We start from the raw sequence: 15586 nt of genomic DNA, 5'->3' as shown, positions 1-15586 counted from the left end.
AAACGCATATTTTTTTGTAGTAATAAAATAAGGCGTGATTTTAATGGCCAATGTTCTTTTATGGTTAAGTCATGAAAAAAGTTATTTATTCATTATCAGTTTTATTTATATCGATTTGTATGTATGAACCTGTACAAGCTAAAAATCCATGTGCAAGTTTAACCTGCATGTCTGGTTTGGTTGGAAATGGCACACCAGCAGGCGGTTGTTCTGCGCCCATAGCTGATTATTTTAGTATAGTTGTTTATGCCCCTTGGGGATATTTACCAGGACATACGGCAGAGTTGAGACGACAATATTTAATGTCTTGTCCTGGTGCAGCTGTTAATATGCAATGGGTAGCTTTAATTCAAGCTCAATGGGGAACGGTATTGTAATAAATTTTTTAATTTCTTTTTCTATGCTCGTATTTATAAGGAATAACTATATTAATAGTTGTTCCTTTTTTTTGCTATATCTCCAATTGATTTTATTAGTCTATAACTAAACCCCCCATCAATAGCTTTTAAACCAATATGTATTAAATAAACCAAAACAGCCATCTCAATAGAGATAAAAAGGAATTTAAAAAAATGCCCAAAGAAAATAGCGAGTATCAAATAAAATACACATGCTATTGCTGCCATTGCTTGCATACATGATAGTGTAATAAAAGTTAGAATGGATATTGATATTTTTGATAATTTAAACATTAATTTTATCCTAGCTTATTTGAAATATTCAATTTAACTTGTATATCCGTTTTATTCTCCTCAATAAAAGTGTATATTTCATCTCCTATCATTGTATCATCAAAACCATTACATATTCCCATTCCTATAATTTCATCAGGTAATAGCATAAATAACGATTTTATCATTTCATCACTAGGATCAATATTAAAAATCTCCATTAAAACATCATGTAACCTATCTAATTCATCAAAAATTTCAGGAGGAGTATATTTTAAAAAAGCAATTTTAATTGCTGTTAGTCTTTTATCATTATATTTTTCATATATTTTATTTTCGACATCTTCCTTTGATTGAGAAATATCAATAACTTGAATTGTATCATTATTTTTTTTAGGAAATCTTCTAAAACACTTTTTCCTTTCCCTCCACCAGTAATTATTAAATGGTGAATTTCATTATCAGAACTCATAGTTTCAACTCCTAAATACATTGCGATACTTCTTAATAACCTTTAGGCTTCCAATTTGTAACCAAAATAGCTTTCATTCCATGTAAAATATTATTTTTATTTATAACACCAAAATAACGAGAATCAAATGACTTATCTGTATAATTAGAGGCTAAAAAAACTTCATTCTTTTTTAAAAGGTAATTACCTAGAAATGCTGGTTTTAAAGGACGATTATCCGAATCTTTTAAAGCTAAATTACTAGAAAATAAAACGCCATTTATAGATAAACCATTTAGTTCGATACTAACACTATCCCCTTCTATAGCCACTATTCTTTTGATTACGGGGGCTAGGTTTCCTTTACATTTTCCACTAAGCAAATAACCTCTTTTTCTAGCTTCTATCATGGTTGCTGTTGGAGGAATACATGCTTCGACTAAATCACCTTTATTCGCATAATTCGTACTTCGCCATATTCCCATAGGCTCACTAGGTGTACTATTAATTCTAAACCCTCCTACCTTTAATAGAAGGGCAAGAGTAAGGATACTAATAGCAATACTTGTAATTATTTTCATAGTAACCTCAACAATAATATTTACATAAATACAATTATACATATATATGTAAATATGTAAATATTTTTTATTTGTTTATCTACCTATTCTTCTTGATAATTTTTGCGTTTTTTCATGGATATTATGCTTCGTTTCTTTTGTTTCAATATCAACATTAACATCAATAGTCTTGTTAATAATAGAAGATTGAATTTGTTTTTCACCTTTAAAATCTCTAAAAGAAGCTATAGCATCCTGTGTTACGTCTAATTTTTTTTCTGTTTGCTCAGCTAAACTTTCTTTGTCTTCACCTTGATTTAGTTTATTAATATTGTCTTTAATGATTGCTCGATTAACACTATCTTTCAATTCTCGCATTAACCCATCAACACCATCTTTAACAGCTATATCGTTCCAATCAATACCATCTTGATCTGCTCCAAATGTTGGAAGGATAACCAAACCATTTACTTTTTGTGCGGCATCTTCTGCTTTTTCAAGACCTATATTGGGAAGGGGATGTTCTTTAAGAGGTAAATGCCTATCATTATCAGCTGCAATGTAAATATCACTATTTGGATTTGCTTTTCTAATTTCTTCACTAACACTGCTTAAATTAGAAGCGTTAAAAGCGATAATAACTTGATCCCCTGTTGCTTCGTACAATGATTTTCCTGTTGCCAATCCCTCAGCAATCCAAATTGGCTTACTTTCTTGTTTTTTACCAAGACTAGCATATAAACTTGTAACTTGCCCTCCCGCAAGGAAACCTTTAAAACCGTTCTCTTTTATAATTTGTAACGACCTTACTTCATTATTAGAATTAACCATCGGCACTAATAAATCACCGCTTTTTATATTATGATGCTCTTCCAATAATTCATTTGCTTTTTGAATAGTTTCGTCATTTGCCTGAAATATAAAATCGGAATTAATTTGTTTTTTCTTTAAATAATTGTGATCACTATTTGCAGGAATTGCTGCTTTTAAAATTTCATTAGATATACTTGCTATTTTATTATGTTGCTCTTTAACCTCTTTTTCTCTTTTTTCTTTATTTATCTTGGCTTGTTGGATTAATGCCTGTTTTTCTTCTTGGGACAGACTCTGATCTGCATTAGCTTTCCAATTTTCTTGTTGCCCTGTTTTATAATTTGTAAATGATCCTGCTGGTCGCCCATCTAAATATCCTCTATATGATCCGCTTTTTGCACCTTTCTTATCTCCTTGCACTGGAACTCTATGTGTTTTTCCGTCCATTTGAATATCGGTAACAATAAGACCAGCCTCTAAGAGCTTGTTTTTAAATTGGTTTTGTGGGGACTCTTGATATGAAGATATTATTTTTTGTTGGTTTTCTTTTAAATCTTCTTGATTAGTAGTCCACTTCTCAAAAAATTTTAAATCTTCATTTTCTGGCGCATACCATTTTTTCTCTGTTTTATCCCATTTTGCACCAAGTAATTTAACCTGTTCTTTTTCCTCAAAGGGAACATTAAGAAATATTCTGTCTGACATTGCTTGTTGGTTTTCTTTTAAATCTTCTTGCAGATTTTGCTTTTGAGAAGCGAATTGCATAACAAAATTAGTCATTTTTTGAGCATCCGCTGCTGCTCTAAAAATTTCTTTTGGATCTTCTTCTAAAACCTTAATCCAAGATTGAATATAAGAAGCATGTTGTTCATCCCTTCTATTATTTCCAATCGCAAATTTATCTTCAAGCATCATGCTTGTAATTTCTGCTCTTAATTCTTCCTTAGCATACTCAACAGACCCAAAAGGATGCTTCATATCTCGATTTAATCTATCTTCATGCCCTGTCCAATGTCCAACTTTATGTAATAATGTGCCATAATATTGCTTTTCTGATTTAAATTGTTCTTTATGAGGCATTACAATTTTATCTTCGGATGGTTTATAAAATGCCCTATTACCATCTTTATGTTCTATCTTAGCACCACTGTTTTTTATAACTTCATCAATTCGTTTAACAGTTTCCCAAGGTGGAAATTTTTGTCTTTCTTTAGGTGGCGGTAAACCATCAATTTGATTAGCATTAAAGACAACAAAGGTATTAACTTTAGGTTGTTTTAAACGAACTTGCTCTTTAACTTCTTTTCCATCTTTATCTAAAATTGGCTGTCCATTTTCATCTTTTTTGGTAATGCTTTCTGTGAAACGCCAATATTTAAGAAGTGTTCCTTTCTCACCCTTTCTGACTTGCCCCCCCATTTCTCCAGCCTGTTTGTAAGTCATCCAACGATTATCAGAGTATTGCTTTTGATTTTCTTCTGCCATTAAGATCAAAGCATTTACACCTGAATAATTAATATCTGATTTTGGGTTATAAGGCATAAAATGCTTATCCGCTCCCCAAGGTTTTTGCCAAGGTGCAGTTCCTTGCTTTAATTGCTTGATAATTAAATCAGCAAATTCTTTGGCTTGATCATCATTATTCTTCAACATTCTGATCGTCCTCTACTAAGTCAACAGAAGATTCCAAAACATCCTCTAATGAAATAGCATGTTCTTCTATTGCTCCATTATCAATAGCCTCTTTTAGTGACACTTGAACCTCTGCATTTGGAATAAAAATATCATCTATATTATTACTTTTTTTATCGATCATTTCCTTAATCCCCTTTTTGCTACCTTATCTTCTTTTATATTGTTACTGCTTGGTGCATCATTTTGAATATTTTTAAAATTGAATAGAATTTTATCTATTTCACCACTTAGTGATTTAGGTTGTTTTTCTTTTAAATCTTCTTGTAAGTTTTGTTTTTGGTTTGCTGAGTTTAATATAAAATCAACAGATTGTTGCGCCTTCTTAACGGCAGGTAAAATTTCTTTTGGATCATTGTTTAAATAATCTTGTAATTCTTCTTTAATCTTTGCTCTATATTGAGAATTAGCTTGAATGGCTTTAACTCCCAATTCTTGTTGCAACAACATATTTCCAATTTCTGCTACAATTTCCTCTCTTGCGTATTCTTGGTTATCTTTAGAGGGTAGTCTATTTAACCTATCCTCATGTCCTGTCCAGTGTTGCAACTCATGTAAAACAGTATTGTAATAAGCCCCTTCTGACGGAAACTGTTCCTTTGCAGGCATCAAGATAGTATCTTTTCTAAAATCATAACCAGCAAAGTCTGATAATATATGTTCTATTTTTGCCCCAGTTTGTAAAAGTAAATCTTCTATAACTTCTACATCCTTCCACGGTTGATTTTCTATTCTATCTAATGATAGGTTATTAACCTGTGCAACATTATAAATATTTAAAGGTATAACTTTTGTTATACCTGCGTTTGACACAACAAAAGGTATCTTTAATGGCGTAACATCTGGTTTTAATTCTGCTCCTTCAATTTTATTAATTTCTTTTTCTGTGAGCCATCTATTATCTTTAAAACCAAGTGTTTGTTGTTTATTAAGTAAATATAGAGCGTTATTTCCTCCAAACTTTTCATTTGTTGTATAACGCACAGGAATTAGCTGATCAGGACTAATCCACGGTTTATATGAAGATGTAATAATCTTATCTAATTGTTTAATTATATCATTAGATATTATCTCAAGATTGTTATTTTTCATCATCTTTTTTTCTTTTTTGGATCAAAATATCTCTTTGATTGGTTTCAATAACTTCCTCTATAGAAAAGATTTTACAATCTTCTAAGCCTAATCTTTCTGCTTCTTCTGTTGGTATTTCCACGACAACACCATCTTTAAGAATATCGTCAATATTCGTACTTCTTACAAAACCTTTAAATAAACCGTCTTTGATTTCTTCTGTCATTTCTACCTCTTATGTTTTCTGTTCTAAAAATTCGCTTGGGATTGGTATAGATGTTTGAGCGGTATAGGGATTATTAAAACTTTTATTGCTTGTTTTATTACCTCGTTTTTGCTTGATTTTTCGTGTAAATTTAGCGTTTACACTAACATAATATTTCCCGACATAACCATTTGAAAAACCTCTATAAGTTGTTCCTGTATTATATAAAGATAAAGCTATTTTTAATGCTTCTTGTTGGTTAGATGTGATTTTCAAAGCATTACTATAATTTGCTGATAATATCATAGCACCAGCTTTAATATTTGTACAAGGGTCAAATACTTCCTCTACAGACATACCTATTCTTGGTAAATTTTTAGAATTTATTTGCATTAATCCAATATCTACAGAATACCCTTGTGCAATCAATTTTTTTGTGACACGAACAGCTTCTTTCTGATCCTTTACTATCGGGCTATTTCCATTATTAACGTGTATAGCTAATGGGTTGCCATTGCTCTCTACAGTAATAATTGCATCTAATGTTGCAGGGGCTATATACATAGCGCAAGCTGCTAATACAGGTGTAACCATAATGTTTCTCTATTATAATCTAAAATTAGAATTAATATTCTGGCTTATTATTCCACTTTGAGATATGCGATCAGTATTTTCAACAGGTGGTACTTTAGAGCGAGCAGACCAAACAGGATCAAGAAAATATAAAGGCTGAGTTCCATAAATAGGGTTATGCCCTGCAACAAAAACCAACATATCTCCAGATTCAGTAATTAGCCCTCTACTATCTTTTTTAGGAGACTTCATAGTAGAAATTTCATGGGGGGTCATTAATGGACGAGATACATTTTGATATGAACGACTAATATTATCCGTCATTCCTAATTGTTTGCTGCTTTCGCTGATTTCTTCTGTATTAACGGTCATTGTGCCAGTCATTTCAGATAGCTTTTCTGCTGTTTCCTGACGGTTAGGAGCATAAGCTATTCGAATATGACAATTAGAAGTTATGGCTTCATTTTCAGAGTATATTTTCCATAACTGGTTAAAATCTTGAATAATAATATAGCATTTAATTCCATATCCAGCCACAAAAGCCATACTTTCTTCGAATATTTCTAACTTGCCTAACGATGGAAATTCATCGGTCATCATTAACAAGTCATGTTTATGTGGTTTTATTGGTCTGTTGTCTTTATCAAAAGTTAAAGCATCTCTTGTTAAACCTCTCATAATTTGATTAGTGAGTAATCGCATAATAGGAGTTAAACGATCTTTATCGGATGGTTTTACAACAAGATATAAAGATACTGGTCTTTCAGACCTTACAAGATCAATTACTTTAAAGTCTGCACTTGATACATTTTTTCTTACAATGGGGTCACGATAAATATTTAAAAACCGCTTAGTTGTCGTTAAAACAGACGTATATTCTTCCTCTCCATTCTCCATAACGCTTAATAAATCACGACCAACTTGAGAAATAACAGGATCAATTTCACTTTGTCCTCTAGGAACATATTTTAACATAGCATTCCATAAAGCTGCGTTATCCGAATTAGGGTCAGATAATGCCCAGCCTATATCAAATAAATTAGGAATACTCTCACCTTTATCAAAAGCCAATTTTAAACAATATAAAATAACACCGACTAACAAATTAAAGGCAGAAGATGCCCAATGATCTCCTTCAATACCTTTACCATCAGGATCAACAATGATTGTTACCATATTTTGAACATCGCCCACTTCATAAGGCGTATTTAATCTTACCTCTGCCAAAACATTATATGAACAAGACCCCTCTGGTGATGCTGGATCGAATTTTAAAACAATATTATTTGCATGATTTTTTCGCCAACCCGATGTCATAGCAAATAATTCGCCTTTAATATCATTGACTACTGTACTTTGTGTCCATGACAACAATGTAGGAACAATTAATCCAACACCTTTACCTGACCTTGTCGGGGCAACTGCCATAATATGCTCTGCCCCTTGATGTCTTAAATATCTTAATTTACCTTTACTATCAGTCCATCCACCAACAACAACAGCATTCCCTGCAGAAGCGTCTGGTATTAATAATCCAGTTTCTTTAACTTCCTTTTCAGTTTCACAAAACTTAGCGGTTCCGTGTAATCCTTCTACTGGTGCTGCTTTTCTTCTTCTAATTAATAAGACAAGCCCAATAGTCATTAAAGCAAATAAACCACAAAAAAGTAAAACAGCACAATCCACCATATAAAAATGAATTTTATCAATACTTCCATATTGTTTTTGCCACTCAATCCATGAAAATATAGGGTAAAAACCCAACTTATTTGGGCTTCCTAAGTAAATTGGATTATAACCAAAACGAGAAGCTATATATTGCGTTGCAACAGCATTAACAATTAAAATTAAAGCGCATAGTGCAACGCATATAAATATTGGTTTTAAAAAAGGAAATTTTTTTCTAGCCGTTTGTATATTTTTTCTACTATGAAACGGCATATTATTGGGGATTTTTGACAAATAACAAACTCCGAATTATTTTTGTTTAGTAATTTGATAACTTTATACTATAAAACAGTTCGGTTATATAATTATTTCGGTATTTTTAAAATTGTTATTTTATCATATTGCCCTCTTGCAACATATATTTGATACGATAAATCTACTATAGATATACTAAGAAGAAAATTTACCTTTTCTTAGAATGTTTTTGCTGAGTTTTTTGTATCTCTGCTTTCCATTTATCAAACAAAGATAAATCCGATTTAGGGGGAGCGAACCATTGCTTTTTTATACCATCCCATTTGGCACCTAACTCTTGAGCTTTGTCTTTTTCTTTAAAGGAGACGTTTAAGTATATCCTTTCCTTAGAGAAACGACCATATTCTTTTGTAAACATTTCTAAACCAATATCTTGTGCTTTAGCTCCAGCAGGAACAACCCAAGTTTTATCTTTTCTATTCCACTCCGCCCCTGCTGATTTTACAAGCTCAACATGCTCTTTAGGAACAATAAGCTCCTCTTTTTCTTGCCACATTTTATCAAAAGTGGTCTCGCCTTTCATCCACTCTTTAAATTTGCTTAAATCACCACCAGAAGGAACATACCAACGCTGAATATCTTTATCCCACTTAGCCCCCAACTCTTTAGCTTGTAACCGCTCCCCTGCTGGAACAATTAAATAATGAGCCTGCGTTGAATATTTACCTTTACCCTCAAGATATTCTCCTAAACCAAGCTCCTCTGCATCCAAACCTGCTTTTAAAACCCATAATTTCTTTTCATGATCCCATTCCGCCCCTGCTTCTTTGACCTTATTAGCTTCTTCAAAAGGAACAGCTAAATAAGTATCACCTTTTGCCATTCTCTCTTTTAATTTCTGCCGTTCCAAAATAGCTATACTCTTTAAACGCTCCATTTCTTCATCAGCAAAAGTAATTTGACTTCCTTCAATTGCAGCAGCCTTTGCTACAGCTTTCTTAAAGTCATCTGACCCATTGATAGTTAATGGCTTGTCAAAGCGTTTACTGGCTAATTCTAAGGCAAGTGTAACAGATAAATCCGTAGAGGCTTGAACAGCAACATGATTACTCTTATCAATCACCCTCCCTCCATCTTCTGTAAAATAACGAACATCCCCATTAAACGAAATCGAGCTTTTTGCTTTATCATTGATAAATTGCTGCCCTTCCTCCCAATTCTCAACTCTAAACAAATTGTCACTTAACCTTTGGTTCTTTTTCTCAGTTTTTCTTAGCAATTTAAGAGCGTACTGATCCCCTTGTGCAGCTTGTTCACTTAAAAAATCATTCCAATTTATCAATTTATTTTGTTTAAAAGCTATATCTCTTTCTTTGGCAGCATCTTCTATAGATTTTTGAATAATTTGATCTGCTTCTAACTTGAAAATCTTTAATCGTGTGGGCGTATATAAGCGTATTTTTGCGTGTTGTCTTTGATCTTTCACATAAGCTCTAGCTTTTTCCCTAATAACTCTGTGCTTCTCTCTGATATTTTCTAAAGAATACTTGCATTGTAAAGCCCTGCGTTCTTTTTCTAACTGATAGGCCTTCCATAAAGCCTCAGCCTCTGGGGTCTTTTCAAATTTCTTTGGCTCTGCTTGATAGTTTTTCGTTGATTTTTCTTGCTGTAAAGGATCATTAGAAGGTTTTGCTGTTTCAAATTTCCCTAACTTTGCCTCTAATTTTTTAAAAGAAAGGTCTCTATCAACATCTGATGCTTTAATACAAAGTTTTTCTTGATCTTTTACAGCTATAATTAGCCCTGCACCTTTCTTCTTAACAACAAGACCATATTTCCCAGCCTGTTCGTGTAATTCTCCCCATGTCTTAGAAAGCACTAAATGATCCTTTGCATTTTCTTTAACCCAAGTCAGCAGACTTTTCTCACCACTACGATTTTCTTTATCTTGAGCTTTTGTATTAATGATAGTTCCATCAATTAACTTTGATTTATCACTATGCGTTTGCTCTAATTGATGTTTCTTTTCTAATATCTTACAAGCTGCCATCAATTTCTTTTTATCAAAAGAAGGATCATATAGCTTATAACTGTCGGGATTAACTTTATTAATTGCAATATGAATATGTAAATGCGCTTGGTCTGTATGAAGTGCCGATACCCTTTCGTGATCTTCAAAGCCAATTGATTTCACCAACTCGTCTTCTATATCAACTAACTGCTCTTTTGTTGGGTTTTCACTAGGAGGAAAAGAAACAACTAAATGATACGTCTTATTATCCGATTTACTACTACAACATTCTTGAGTGATTTCTACCAATGCTATTGCTTGATCTAATGATTTAATATCCTCTTTAAAATTAGAATATCGAATTGATCCGTGATCTAATTTCTCACCTTCATTTTTTATATCTAGGGCATAATTTGCAAGATTACCCCAATCATGGGCAACACCCTCTTGTTTATCAGGATTATCAATATAATTAACTAATGCCCCATAAGAACTATTATTTTTAGAGCGTGATACCGACTTAGCTATCATTTATATGAATTTTGCTTTTTTATTTTTAATTTCAGCTTTCAGTATATCAATTAACTCTGATATTTTTTCTTGTGTAACTATTGTTTTATTTAGATACTCTCTAACTTCATTATCGCTAATATTCGTATTTGGGCGATCTGTAAGCCATAACTTCAATAATCCTCCATACCTTCCCATATCACCCCTTAAATTACTTAACTCTTTCAGTCCGAGCAAATCTAATTTACTAGGTGGCGCATATCCCAGCCCAAGCTGTCTAAGAAAAGTGGATACAGGCAAACGCACACTCTCTGCTGTTTCTTTAATTTGTTGTTCTTCTTTTCCATTAACCCTTAAAGTCAAAATCACTTCTTTTTTTTTACTCATTTTTCACCAAAATTACGTTGAGCATGAAATGCGAATAAGGTTCGTAAATGTAATACATTTACACATCTTGCCTACTTATTTCTATTATAATATTGTATAAATTTCAAGATCGTAATTGTTTTGATATGTTTTTTATGGTATTCTACAAAAATCTACAAGATTCTATAAAAATCTTAATCTATCGAAAAGATTTTCATCAATTATGGAAAAAAAAACCAAATGGGGTGCTGCACGCATTATCTTCTTTAGTTTAAAGACTGAAATAGAAAAAGACTTAGAAAATGCAATCCCTCAGAAAGAAATATGGCTAAAACATAAAGACCTTTTGAATTGTTGTTATTCTAATTTCTCAAGGCTATGCCAAAAATATATTGGAAATAAAATCAACCCAACAACAATTCAAAATCACAAAACAATTATAAAAACTGACGAGAGAAATAATGTCACAGCAGAACAAAAACCAAGATCAAAACGACCAGCCTTTACAGGAAGAAAAATTAACTTCACTCCAACTCCAAACCCAGAGAATGTCAAAAGATGGATCAACAAAACTAAAAAGTAAAAAAGAAGTTCATTTAGTGATTCAAGGGAAAGGAGGCGTTGGTAAAACATTAGTATCATCTTTACTTGCTCAATTTTATACTTCACAAAATCGAAATGTAATCTGTATTGATACCGATCCAGTCAATCAATCTTTCAAAGACATAGAAAAACTCAATGTGAAAACCGTTCATTTATTTAAAGAAAACCAAAATCACATCGATTATAATTCTTTAGATAAAATGTTGTCTGAAATCGTAGAAAATCCCGCAACTTATATTATTGACAATGGCGCGGCATCTTTTCAACCAATGATGACCTATTTTATTACAGATGGTGCCATCGAGATACTTCTTGAAAATGATTATATTGTCGTCCTTCATCTTATTATTGCTACAGGCCAAGAATTAGCGATGACAATGACAGGCACCGAAAACATTATTAGTTCTATGAATAGTGAAGATATGCTTTCCACAATATTATGGTTGAATGAAAAGAATGGATCATTTACAGATTACGACGACAACGAATTTGAGGACTCTCCTTTTTATCAAGAAATAAGCAATAAAATAAACGGATTAATCTATTTACAACAAATGCCAGAAGCCCAAGAAATTGTTTTCAAAGAAATGCTAAAAAACAAATTAACCTTTGAAGAAGCACAACAATCTGATGACTTTTTATTAGTTCAAAAATCAAGATTAAAGAAAATACAGAAATCTATATTTGAACAAATTGATAATGCCATTATAGGAATATAAAATGTCAGAAACACCCTTAAATCTTGATGAAATAAGAAAAGAAATACGGCAAAAACATTTAATTAATATTCCCAAAGATGATCCTATACTTGCTGTTGCTACTATGATTGACCTTATCATAGAAAAAACAGCAGATCGCTATACTGAAGCACTTACTCAATCTTTAGCAGCACAATTGGATAAATCCAAAGAGATTGGGGAAAATATAGTCAATAAAGCAGCTAATTTTATCGCAGAAAACGCAAAAAATAATATTAATTTAATTGTTAATGATGCAATAGCTAATTTAAATAAAAATATTGAAGAAAGTTTAAATATACAAGAACAGGCATTGATAAAACAACAAGAATTACTAACTCAATCTACTCAAACTGCAAAACATAGTTGGTATGGAGCGAGTATATCATTATTGGGTGGTGGTATTTTCTTTGGATTAATTATCAGTCATATTTTCTTTTAATAATTACAAATTTACATATTTATATAATAATTTATTTATATAAATATGTAAATAAATAAAAAAACCTCATAGTTGAAATGATTGCTCAAGAAGTTGTCGGAAAAACTAGAGTAAAACTCCAAAAACAAGCTCAGGATAAGACAGAGAAAGAACAAAAAGTCAGTTTTTTATAGACATAATATCGAAAAGATTTATTTTCTTAATTTTGTCTTTGTGTATAACGATAGTTAGTTTTGCAGGATATTTAAATCTCATTTCACTAATTCTAAACGTCCATAACATTATTTTTAGTAAATCTTCATCTTCAATATTTTTATGCTCTTTTATTCGAGTGATTCCAGACCCGAAAATAGGTACTGAAACACTTTCTTGTCCATAAACTTTATTAACTTTACTTACAGAAGCTTCAAAAAATTGGTTTAATTTTGTAGAAGAAACTTGAATGCTATGTTCAACAGCTCTAGTTAAGGCATTTTCAAAATTACTTTGTTTACCACTAACACTCGTATTAATTCCATTAATTGCCTGCGTAATAGCGCTTTTTAAACTATCTATTTTTGTTCCCAAGTCACCTGTATCAATACTAATTTTTGTGTCTTGCGTTGTACTACTTGCCATGTAAATGTCCTTATTATAATAATCTTCCTCCTATTCTACCTTGATCTTTTGCAGCTTTTAATCCTGCTTTTGTTCTTTCTCTTACTAGATCACGTTCAAATTGAGCTAATGCACTGAATATATGAAAGACTAATTTTCCTCCTGAGGAAGTTGTATCTATATTTTCTGTAAGAGATTTAAAACCAATCTTGCGAGCTTCTAGGTCGTTTACAATCTCTATTAAATGTTTTATAGATCTTCCCAAACGATCTAGTTTCCAAACAACTAATACATCACTTTTTCTTAAATAGGAGAGGGCTTTTAATAATTCAGGTCGATCTGTTTTAGCTCCTGATGCGGTATCTTTGTAAATAATATTACATCCAAACTTTTCTAATGCTTTAACTTGCATAGTTGTATCTTGTTCTGATGTTGATACTCTTGCATATCCAATATTAACCATATCTACCATATTTTACATAAACTCATTGATTTTAAAATATGTTTCAAAACTCATTAAAAGTAAACATTTACGAACAAAATATAATTGTTTATTTAACGACCGTTTTATAAAAAAAGTAATACATAAACTAAACACAGGTTTATTCACAAAATTGTGGATAATTCATAATTTAACCATATTTACATAAATACATTTTTATATAAAAAAATAATTGCATAAATATATAATTATATATAATTATTATAGATTAATTTTAAATTAGGTTTATGAAATGAAGATTATATCTATTATTTCTCAAAAAGGCGGATCGGGAAAGACAACTTTAGCAGCTAATCTTGCTGTTTATGCAAGTATGCAAAAGTTAAAAATCTTACTAATAGATACTGACCCTCAAAAATCATTGTCTTATTGGTGGGAACAAAGAGAAGAAAAAACACCAGCGTTAGCTGATGTCTCTATTAAAGATTTAGAAAAAACAATTAAAAACTTAAAAAAAGATTTGTTTGATTTGGTTATAGTTGATACGCCACCTCATACCAATGAAACAATTAAATCTGTTATTAATATATCTGATTTAATATTGATACCTGTTAAACCTAGCCCAAATGATTTAAGGGCAATCGGTAATACGATGTCATTAATTAAAAATCAAAATAAAAAGTTTATCTTTGTGATTAATCAAGCCAATAAACAAGCTAATATTACGCTATCAACAGCTACCGAGCTGTCTAAATATGGTGAGGTTTGCTCCAGTATTATTGCTAATAGAATAGATTATGTTACGAGCATGATTTCAGGAAAAACGGTTACTGAAGGCTCAAAAGGGAAGAGTTTAATTGAAATTAAAGATATATTTAATTATGTAAAAAAATATTTATGTAAATAAATATAAATTGTTATTGGAGAGAAAAATGGCAAAGCAAAAAGTAGACTTAAATAATTTAGTTAATATTTCTGATAGTGATGATCATCAAAAAGAAAAAAAAGTAATGATGACATTAACGGTTGATCCGCAAACAAGAACAGGAATTAAAATTGAAGCTGCTAAGCTTGGTATACAGATGAATGAACTTGTTGAAAGGCTTTTTCAAGAGTATCAAGAGAAAGAAAAGTAATCATTATATAGAGATTAATCTTCTATAAATATAATATTTTTTAGGAATGATACTATGTCATATAAAAATGGAAATTATTGCGCATTTTACGTTAAAGAACCTTTTAGCACTTCAAATTTAGGTGCAAATTCAACAAAAGATTTTATGTATTATAATATGCTACAAGCTTGGAAGGGATCGGATAAAAACTTCCCATTTAATGACTCGCATAATAAAACATATAATGTTCGTGATGGCAGCGACTGGGAAAAAACCTTAAAACCTAGATTAAGAATGCGTCTTAATAATTCAAAGAATATAATTTTTTTCTCAGTTCAATAACCAAAGAATCAACAGCATTAAAAGAAGAAATTGATTATGGAGTAAACGCACTTGGTCTTCCTATTATCGTAATCTATCCTGAATATAGTACAACACAAAGCTTATTAACTGATAAAGGTTTTCTAAATATGGCTAATCACAGCACCATTCAATATTTGCGACAAGACCATGATTCTTAATCTTGGTTAAAATACTTTTAGGTGTTTTCTCATGCCAAACCAATAGCTCTAATATTTCTTTGCAATTAATTAACGGCACAATGTCAAAAAGTAATGAGTCAGTTGTATTAGGATTATTGATGACAGCTTGCAATACATAAGCTTCATTACTTTTTTTAATAATCGCCCGCAATAACTTTTCCGATGATATATCTTCCCTAGCATCAGCAAGCGCACCAAGCACTTGTGGGTCATTTGTTTTTTTCAAAATATCAAAAAGTAGTGGTTCTGTTGCGTTTGGATG

The 15586-nt window shown here is 31.4% G+C and carries 20 protein-coding genes and 1 pseudogene; 7 read left to right on the top strand and 14 right to left on the bottom strand.

All coding sequences use genetic code 11. From position 1 onward, the window contains the following. Positions 1-71: 71 nt before the first annotated feature. A complete protein-coding gene (locus QJV33_RS11440; RefSeq protein ID WP_281463532.1) occupies positions 72-377 on the top strand; it encodes a hypothetical protein in 306 nt (101 codons plus the stop codon). 51 nt (positions 378-428) lie between these two features. Here QJV33_RS11440 and QJV33_RS11435 read toward each other — a convergent pair whose 3' ends face one another. The 11 genes from QJV33_RS11435 to QJV33_RS11385 all read right to left on the bottom strand — a co-directional run bounded on the left by QJV33_RS11435 (position 429) and on the right by QJV33_RS11385 (position 10867). Then, entirely contained in the window at positions 429-692 is a 264-nt protein-coding gene (locus tag QJV33_RS11435) for a hypothetical protein (protein WP_281463531.1), read from the bottom strand. Positions 693-697: 5 nt separating this feature from the next. Next, positions 698-892 carry a hypothetical protein gene (locus tag QJV33_RS11430; RefSeq protein WP_281463530.1) on the bottom strand — a complete coding sequence of 65 codons (195 nt, stop codon included), beginning with the start codon at positions 890-892 and terminating at the stop codon, positions 698-700. A gap of 283 nt (positions 893-1175) precedes the next feature. Then, a complete protein-coding gene (traF, locus tag QJV33_RS11425; RefSeq protein ID WP_281463529.1) occupies positions 1176-1703 on the bottom strand; it encodes a conjugative transfer signal peptidase TraF in 528 nt (175 codons plus the stop codon). Between the two features lie 75 nt (positions 1704-1778). Continuing rightward, a complete protein-coding gene (locus QJV33_RS11420) occupies positions 1779-4148 on the bottom strand; it encodes a zincin-like metallopeptidase domain-containing protein (protein WP_281463528.1) in 2370 nt (789 codons plus the stop codon). Further along, a complete protein-coding gene (locus QJV33_RS11415) occupies positions 4135-4311 on the bottom strand; it encodes a hypothetical protein (RefSeq protein WP_281463527.1) in 177 nt (58 codons plus the stop codon). Before QJV33_RS11415 ends, QJV33_RS11420 begins: the two co-directional genes overlap by 14 nt. Continuing rightward, a complete protein-coding gene (locus QJV33_RS11410; protein WP_281463526.1) occupies positions 4308-5282 on the bottom strand; it encodes a zincin-like metallopeptidase domain-containing protein in 975 nt (324 codons plus the stop codon). Before QJV33_RS11410 ends, QJV33_RS11415 begins: the two co-directional genes overlap by 4 nt. Then, positions 5269-5484: a hypothetical protein gene (locus tag QJV33_RS11405; RefSeq protein ID WP_281463525.1), complete on the bottom strand. Its 216-nt coding sequence runs from the start codon at positions 5482-5484 to the stop codon at positions 5269-5271. Before QJV33_RS11405 ends, QJV33_RS11410 begins: the two co-directional genes overlap by 14 nt. 9 nt (positions 5485-5493) lie before the next feature. Next, positions 5494-6057, bottom strand: a complete 564-nt coding sequence (locus QJV33_RS11400; protein ID WP_281463524.1) for a lytic transglycosylase domain-containing protein — start codon at positions 6055-6057, stop codon at positions 5494-5496. 12 nt (positions 6058-6069) lie between these two features. Next, positions 6070-7998 (bottom strand): type IV secretory system conjugative DNA transfer family protein, encoded by a 1929-nt coding sequence (locus tag QJV33_RS11395; protein WP_281463523.1) that lies wholly within the window; start codon positions 7996-7998, stop codon positions 6070-6072. Positions 7999-8167: 169 nt separating this feature from the next. After that, the gene (traI, locus tag QJV33_RS11390; RefSeq protein ID WP_281463522.1) at positions 8168-10501 is read right to left on the bottom strand and encodes a TraI/MobA(P) family conjugative relaxase; all 2334 of its coding nucleotides are present in this window, start codon (positions 10499-10501) and stop codon (positions 8168-8170) included. Further along, the gene (locus QJV33_RS11385) at positions 10502-10867 is read right to left on the bottom strand and encodes a plasmid mobilization protein (RefSeq protein WP_281463521.1); all 366 of its coding nucleotides are present in this window, start codon (positions 10865-10867) and stop codon (positions 10502-10504) included. It abuts the gene before it with no gap. 202 nt (positions 10868-11069) lie between these two features. Between QJV33_RS11385 and QJV33_RS11380 the strand changes: the two genes are divergently transcribed. From QJV33_RS11380 to QJV33_RS11370, 3 genes are read left to right on the top strand one after another with little or no spacing between them, the layout of a single operon-like run. Continuing rightward, positions 11070-11429 carry a hypothetical protein gene (locus QJV33_RS11380; protein ID WP_281463520.1) on the top strand — a complete coding sequence of 120 codons (360 nt, stop codon included), beginning with the start codon at positions 11070-11072 and terminating at the stop codon, positions 11427-11429. Then, positions 11395-12168: a nucleotide-binding protein gene (locus QJV33_RS11375; RefSeq protein WP_281463519.1), complete on the top strand. Its 774-nt coding sequence runs from the start codon at positions 11395-11397 to the stop codon at positions 12166-12168. The genes QJV33_RS11380 and QJV33_RS11375 overlap by 35 nt, the downstream gene beginning before the upstream one ends. A gap of 1 nt (position 12169) precedes the next feature. Next, positions 12170-12628, top strand: a complete 459-nt coding sequence (locus QJV33_RS11370; protein ID WP_281463518.1) for a hypothetical protein — start codon at positions 12170-12172, stop codon at positions 12626-12628. A 159-nt stretch (positions 12629-12787) separates the two neighbouring features. Here QJV33_RS11370 and QJV33_RS11365 read toward each other — a convergent pair whose 3' ends face one another. Further along, positions 12788-13246: a macro domain-containing protein gene (locus QJV33_RS11365; RefSeq protein ID WP_281463517.1), complete on the bottom strand. Its 459-nt coding sequence runs from the start codon at positions 13244-13246 to the stop codon at positions 12788-12790. A gap of 13 nt (positions 13247-13259) precedes the next feature. Then, complete coding sequence (locus tag QJV33_RS11360; protein WP_281463516.1) at positions 13260-13697, bottom strand: recombinase family protein; 438 nt, start codon at positions 13695-13697, stop codon at positions 13260-13262. Positions 13698-13959: 262 nt separating this feature from the next. Here QJV33_RS11360 and QJV33_RS11355 point away from each other — a divergent pair, with 262 nt between their 5' ends. From QJV33_RS11355 to QJV33_RS12050, 3 genes and pseudogenes are all read left to right on the top strand, one after another. Further along, positions 13960-14574, top strand: a complete 615-nt coding sequence (locus QJV33_RS11355) for an AAA family ATPase (protein WP_281463515.1) — start codon at positions 13960-13962, stop codon at positions 14572-14574. 25 nt (positions 14575-14599) lie between these two features. Then, the gene (locus QJV33_RS11350; protein WP_281463514.1) at positions 14600-14803 is read left to right on the top strand and encodes a hypothetical protein; all 204 of its coding nucleotides are present in this window, start codon (positions 14600-14602) and stop codon (positions 14801-14803) included. Between the two features lie 54 nt (positions 14804-14857). Continuing rightward, positions 14858-15303: pseudogene (locus QJV33_RS12050) on the top strand (TIR domain-containing protein). Here the strand turns inward: QJV33_RS12050 and QJV33_RS11340 are convergent. Beyond that, the coding region (locus QJV33_RS11340; RefSeq protein ID WP_281463512.1) for a hypothetical protein at positions 15257-15586 on the bottom strand (330 nt) is incomplete at its 5' end. The pseudogene QJV33_RS12050 and the gene QJV33_RS11340 sit on opposite strands and share 47 nt — an antisense overlap.

Source organism: Commensalibacter nepenthis, from assembly GCF_029953305.1.
Taxonomy (GTDB): domain Bacteria; phylum Pseudomonadota; class Alphaproteobacteria; order Acetobacterales; family Acetobacteraceae; genus Commensalibacter; species Commensalibacter nepenthis.
The sequence above is the reverse complement of the archived record's forward strand: the minus strand, read 5'-3'. Positions and strand labels throughout refer to the sequence as shown.

Bases quoted from the DNA above. Each gene is read 5' to 3' on its own strand.
- QJV33_RS11420 (WP_281463528.1), bottom strand. From the start codon at position 4,148: ATGTTGAAGAATAATGATGATCAAGCCAAAGAATTTGCTGATTTAATT.
- QJV33_RS11410 (WP_281463526.1), bottom strand. From the start codon at position 5,282: ATGATGAAAAATAACAATCTTGAGATAATATCTAATGATATAATTAAA.
- QJV33_RS11375 (WP_281463519.1), top strand. From the start codon at position 11,395: ATGTCAAAAGATGGATCAACAAAACTAAAAAGTAAAAAAGAAGTTCAT.
- QJV33_RS11405 (WP_281463525.1), bottom strand. From the start codon at position 5,484: ATGACAGAAGAAATCAAAGACGGTTTATTTAAAGGTTTTGTAAGAAGT.
- QJV33_RS11415 (WP_281463527.1), bottom strand. From the start codon at position 4,311: ATGATCGATAAAAAAAGTAATAATATAGATGATATTTTTATTCCAAAT.
- traI (WP_281463522.1), bottom strand. From the start codon at position 10,501: ATGATAGCTAAGTCGGTATCACGCTCTAAAAATAATAGTTCTTATGGG.
- traF (WP_281463529.1), bottom strand. From the start codon at position 1,703: ATGAAAATAATTACAAGTATTGCTATTAGTATCCTTACTCTTGCCCTT.
- QJV33_RS11355 (WP_281463515.1), top strand. From the start codon at position 13,960: ATGAAGATTATATCTATTATTTCTCAAAAAGGCGGATCGGGAAAGACA.
- QJV33_RS11380 (WP_281463520.1), top strand. From the start codon at position 11,070: ATGGAAAAAAAAACCAAATGGGGTGCTGCACGCATTATCTTCTTTAGT.
- QJV33_RS11400 (WP_281463524.1), bottom strand. From the start codon at position 6,057: ATGGTTACACCTGTATTAGCAGCTTGCGCTATGTATATAGCCCCTGCA.
- QJV33_RS11365 (WP_281463517.1), bottom strand. From the start codon at position 13,246: ATGGCAAGTAGTACAACGCAAGACACAAAAATTAGTATTGATACAGGT.
- QJV33_RS11370 (WP_281463518.1), top strand. From the start codon at position 12,170: ATGTCAGAAACACCCTTAAATCTTGATGAAATAAGAAAAGAAATACGG.
- QJV33_RS11385 (WP_281463521.1), bottom strand. From the start codon at position 10,867: ATGAGTAAAAAAAAAGAAGTGATTTTGACTTTAAGGGTTAATGGAAAA.
- QJV33_RS11350 (WP_281463514.1), top strand. From the start codon at position 14,600: ATGGCAAAGCAAAAAGTAGACTTAAATAATTTAGTTAATATTTCTGAT.
- QJV33_RS11435 (WP_281463531.1), bottom strand. From the start codon at position 692: ATGTTTAAATTATCAAAAATATCAATATCCATTCTAACTTTTATTACA.
- QJV33_RS11440 (WP_281463532.1), top strand. From the start codon at position 72: ATGAAAAAAGTTATTTATTCATTATCAGTTTTATTTATATCGATTTGT.
- QJV33_RS11430 (WP_281463530.1), bottom strand. From the start codon at position 892: ATGGAGATTTTTAATATTGATCCTAGTGATGAAATGATAAAATCGTTA.
- QJV33_RS11360 (WP_281463516.1), bottom strand. From the start codon at position 13,697: ATGGTAGATATGGTTAATATTGGATATGCAAGAGTATCAACATCAGAA.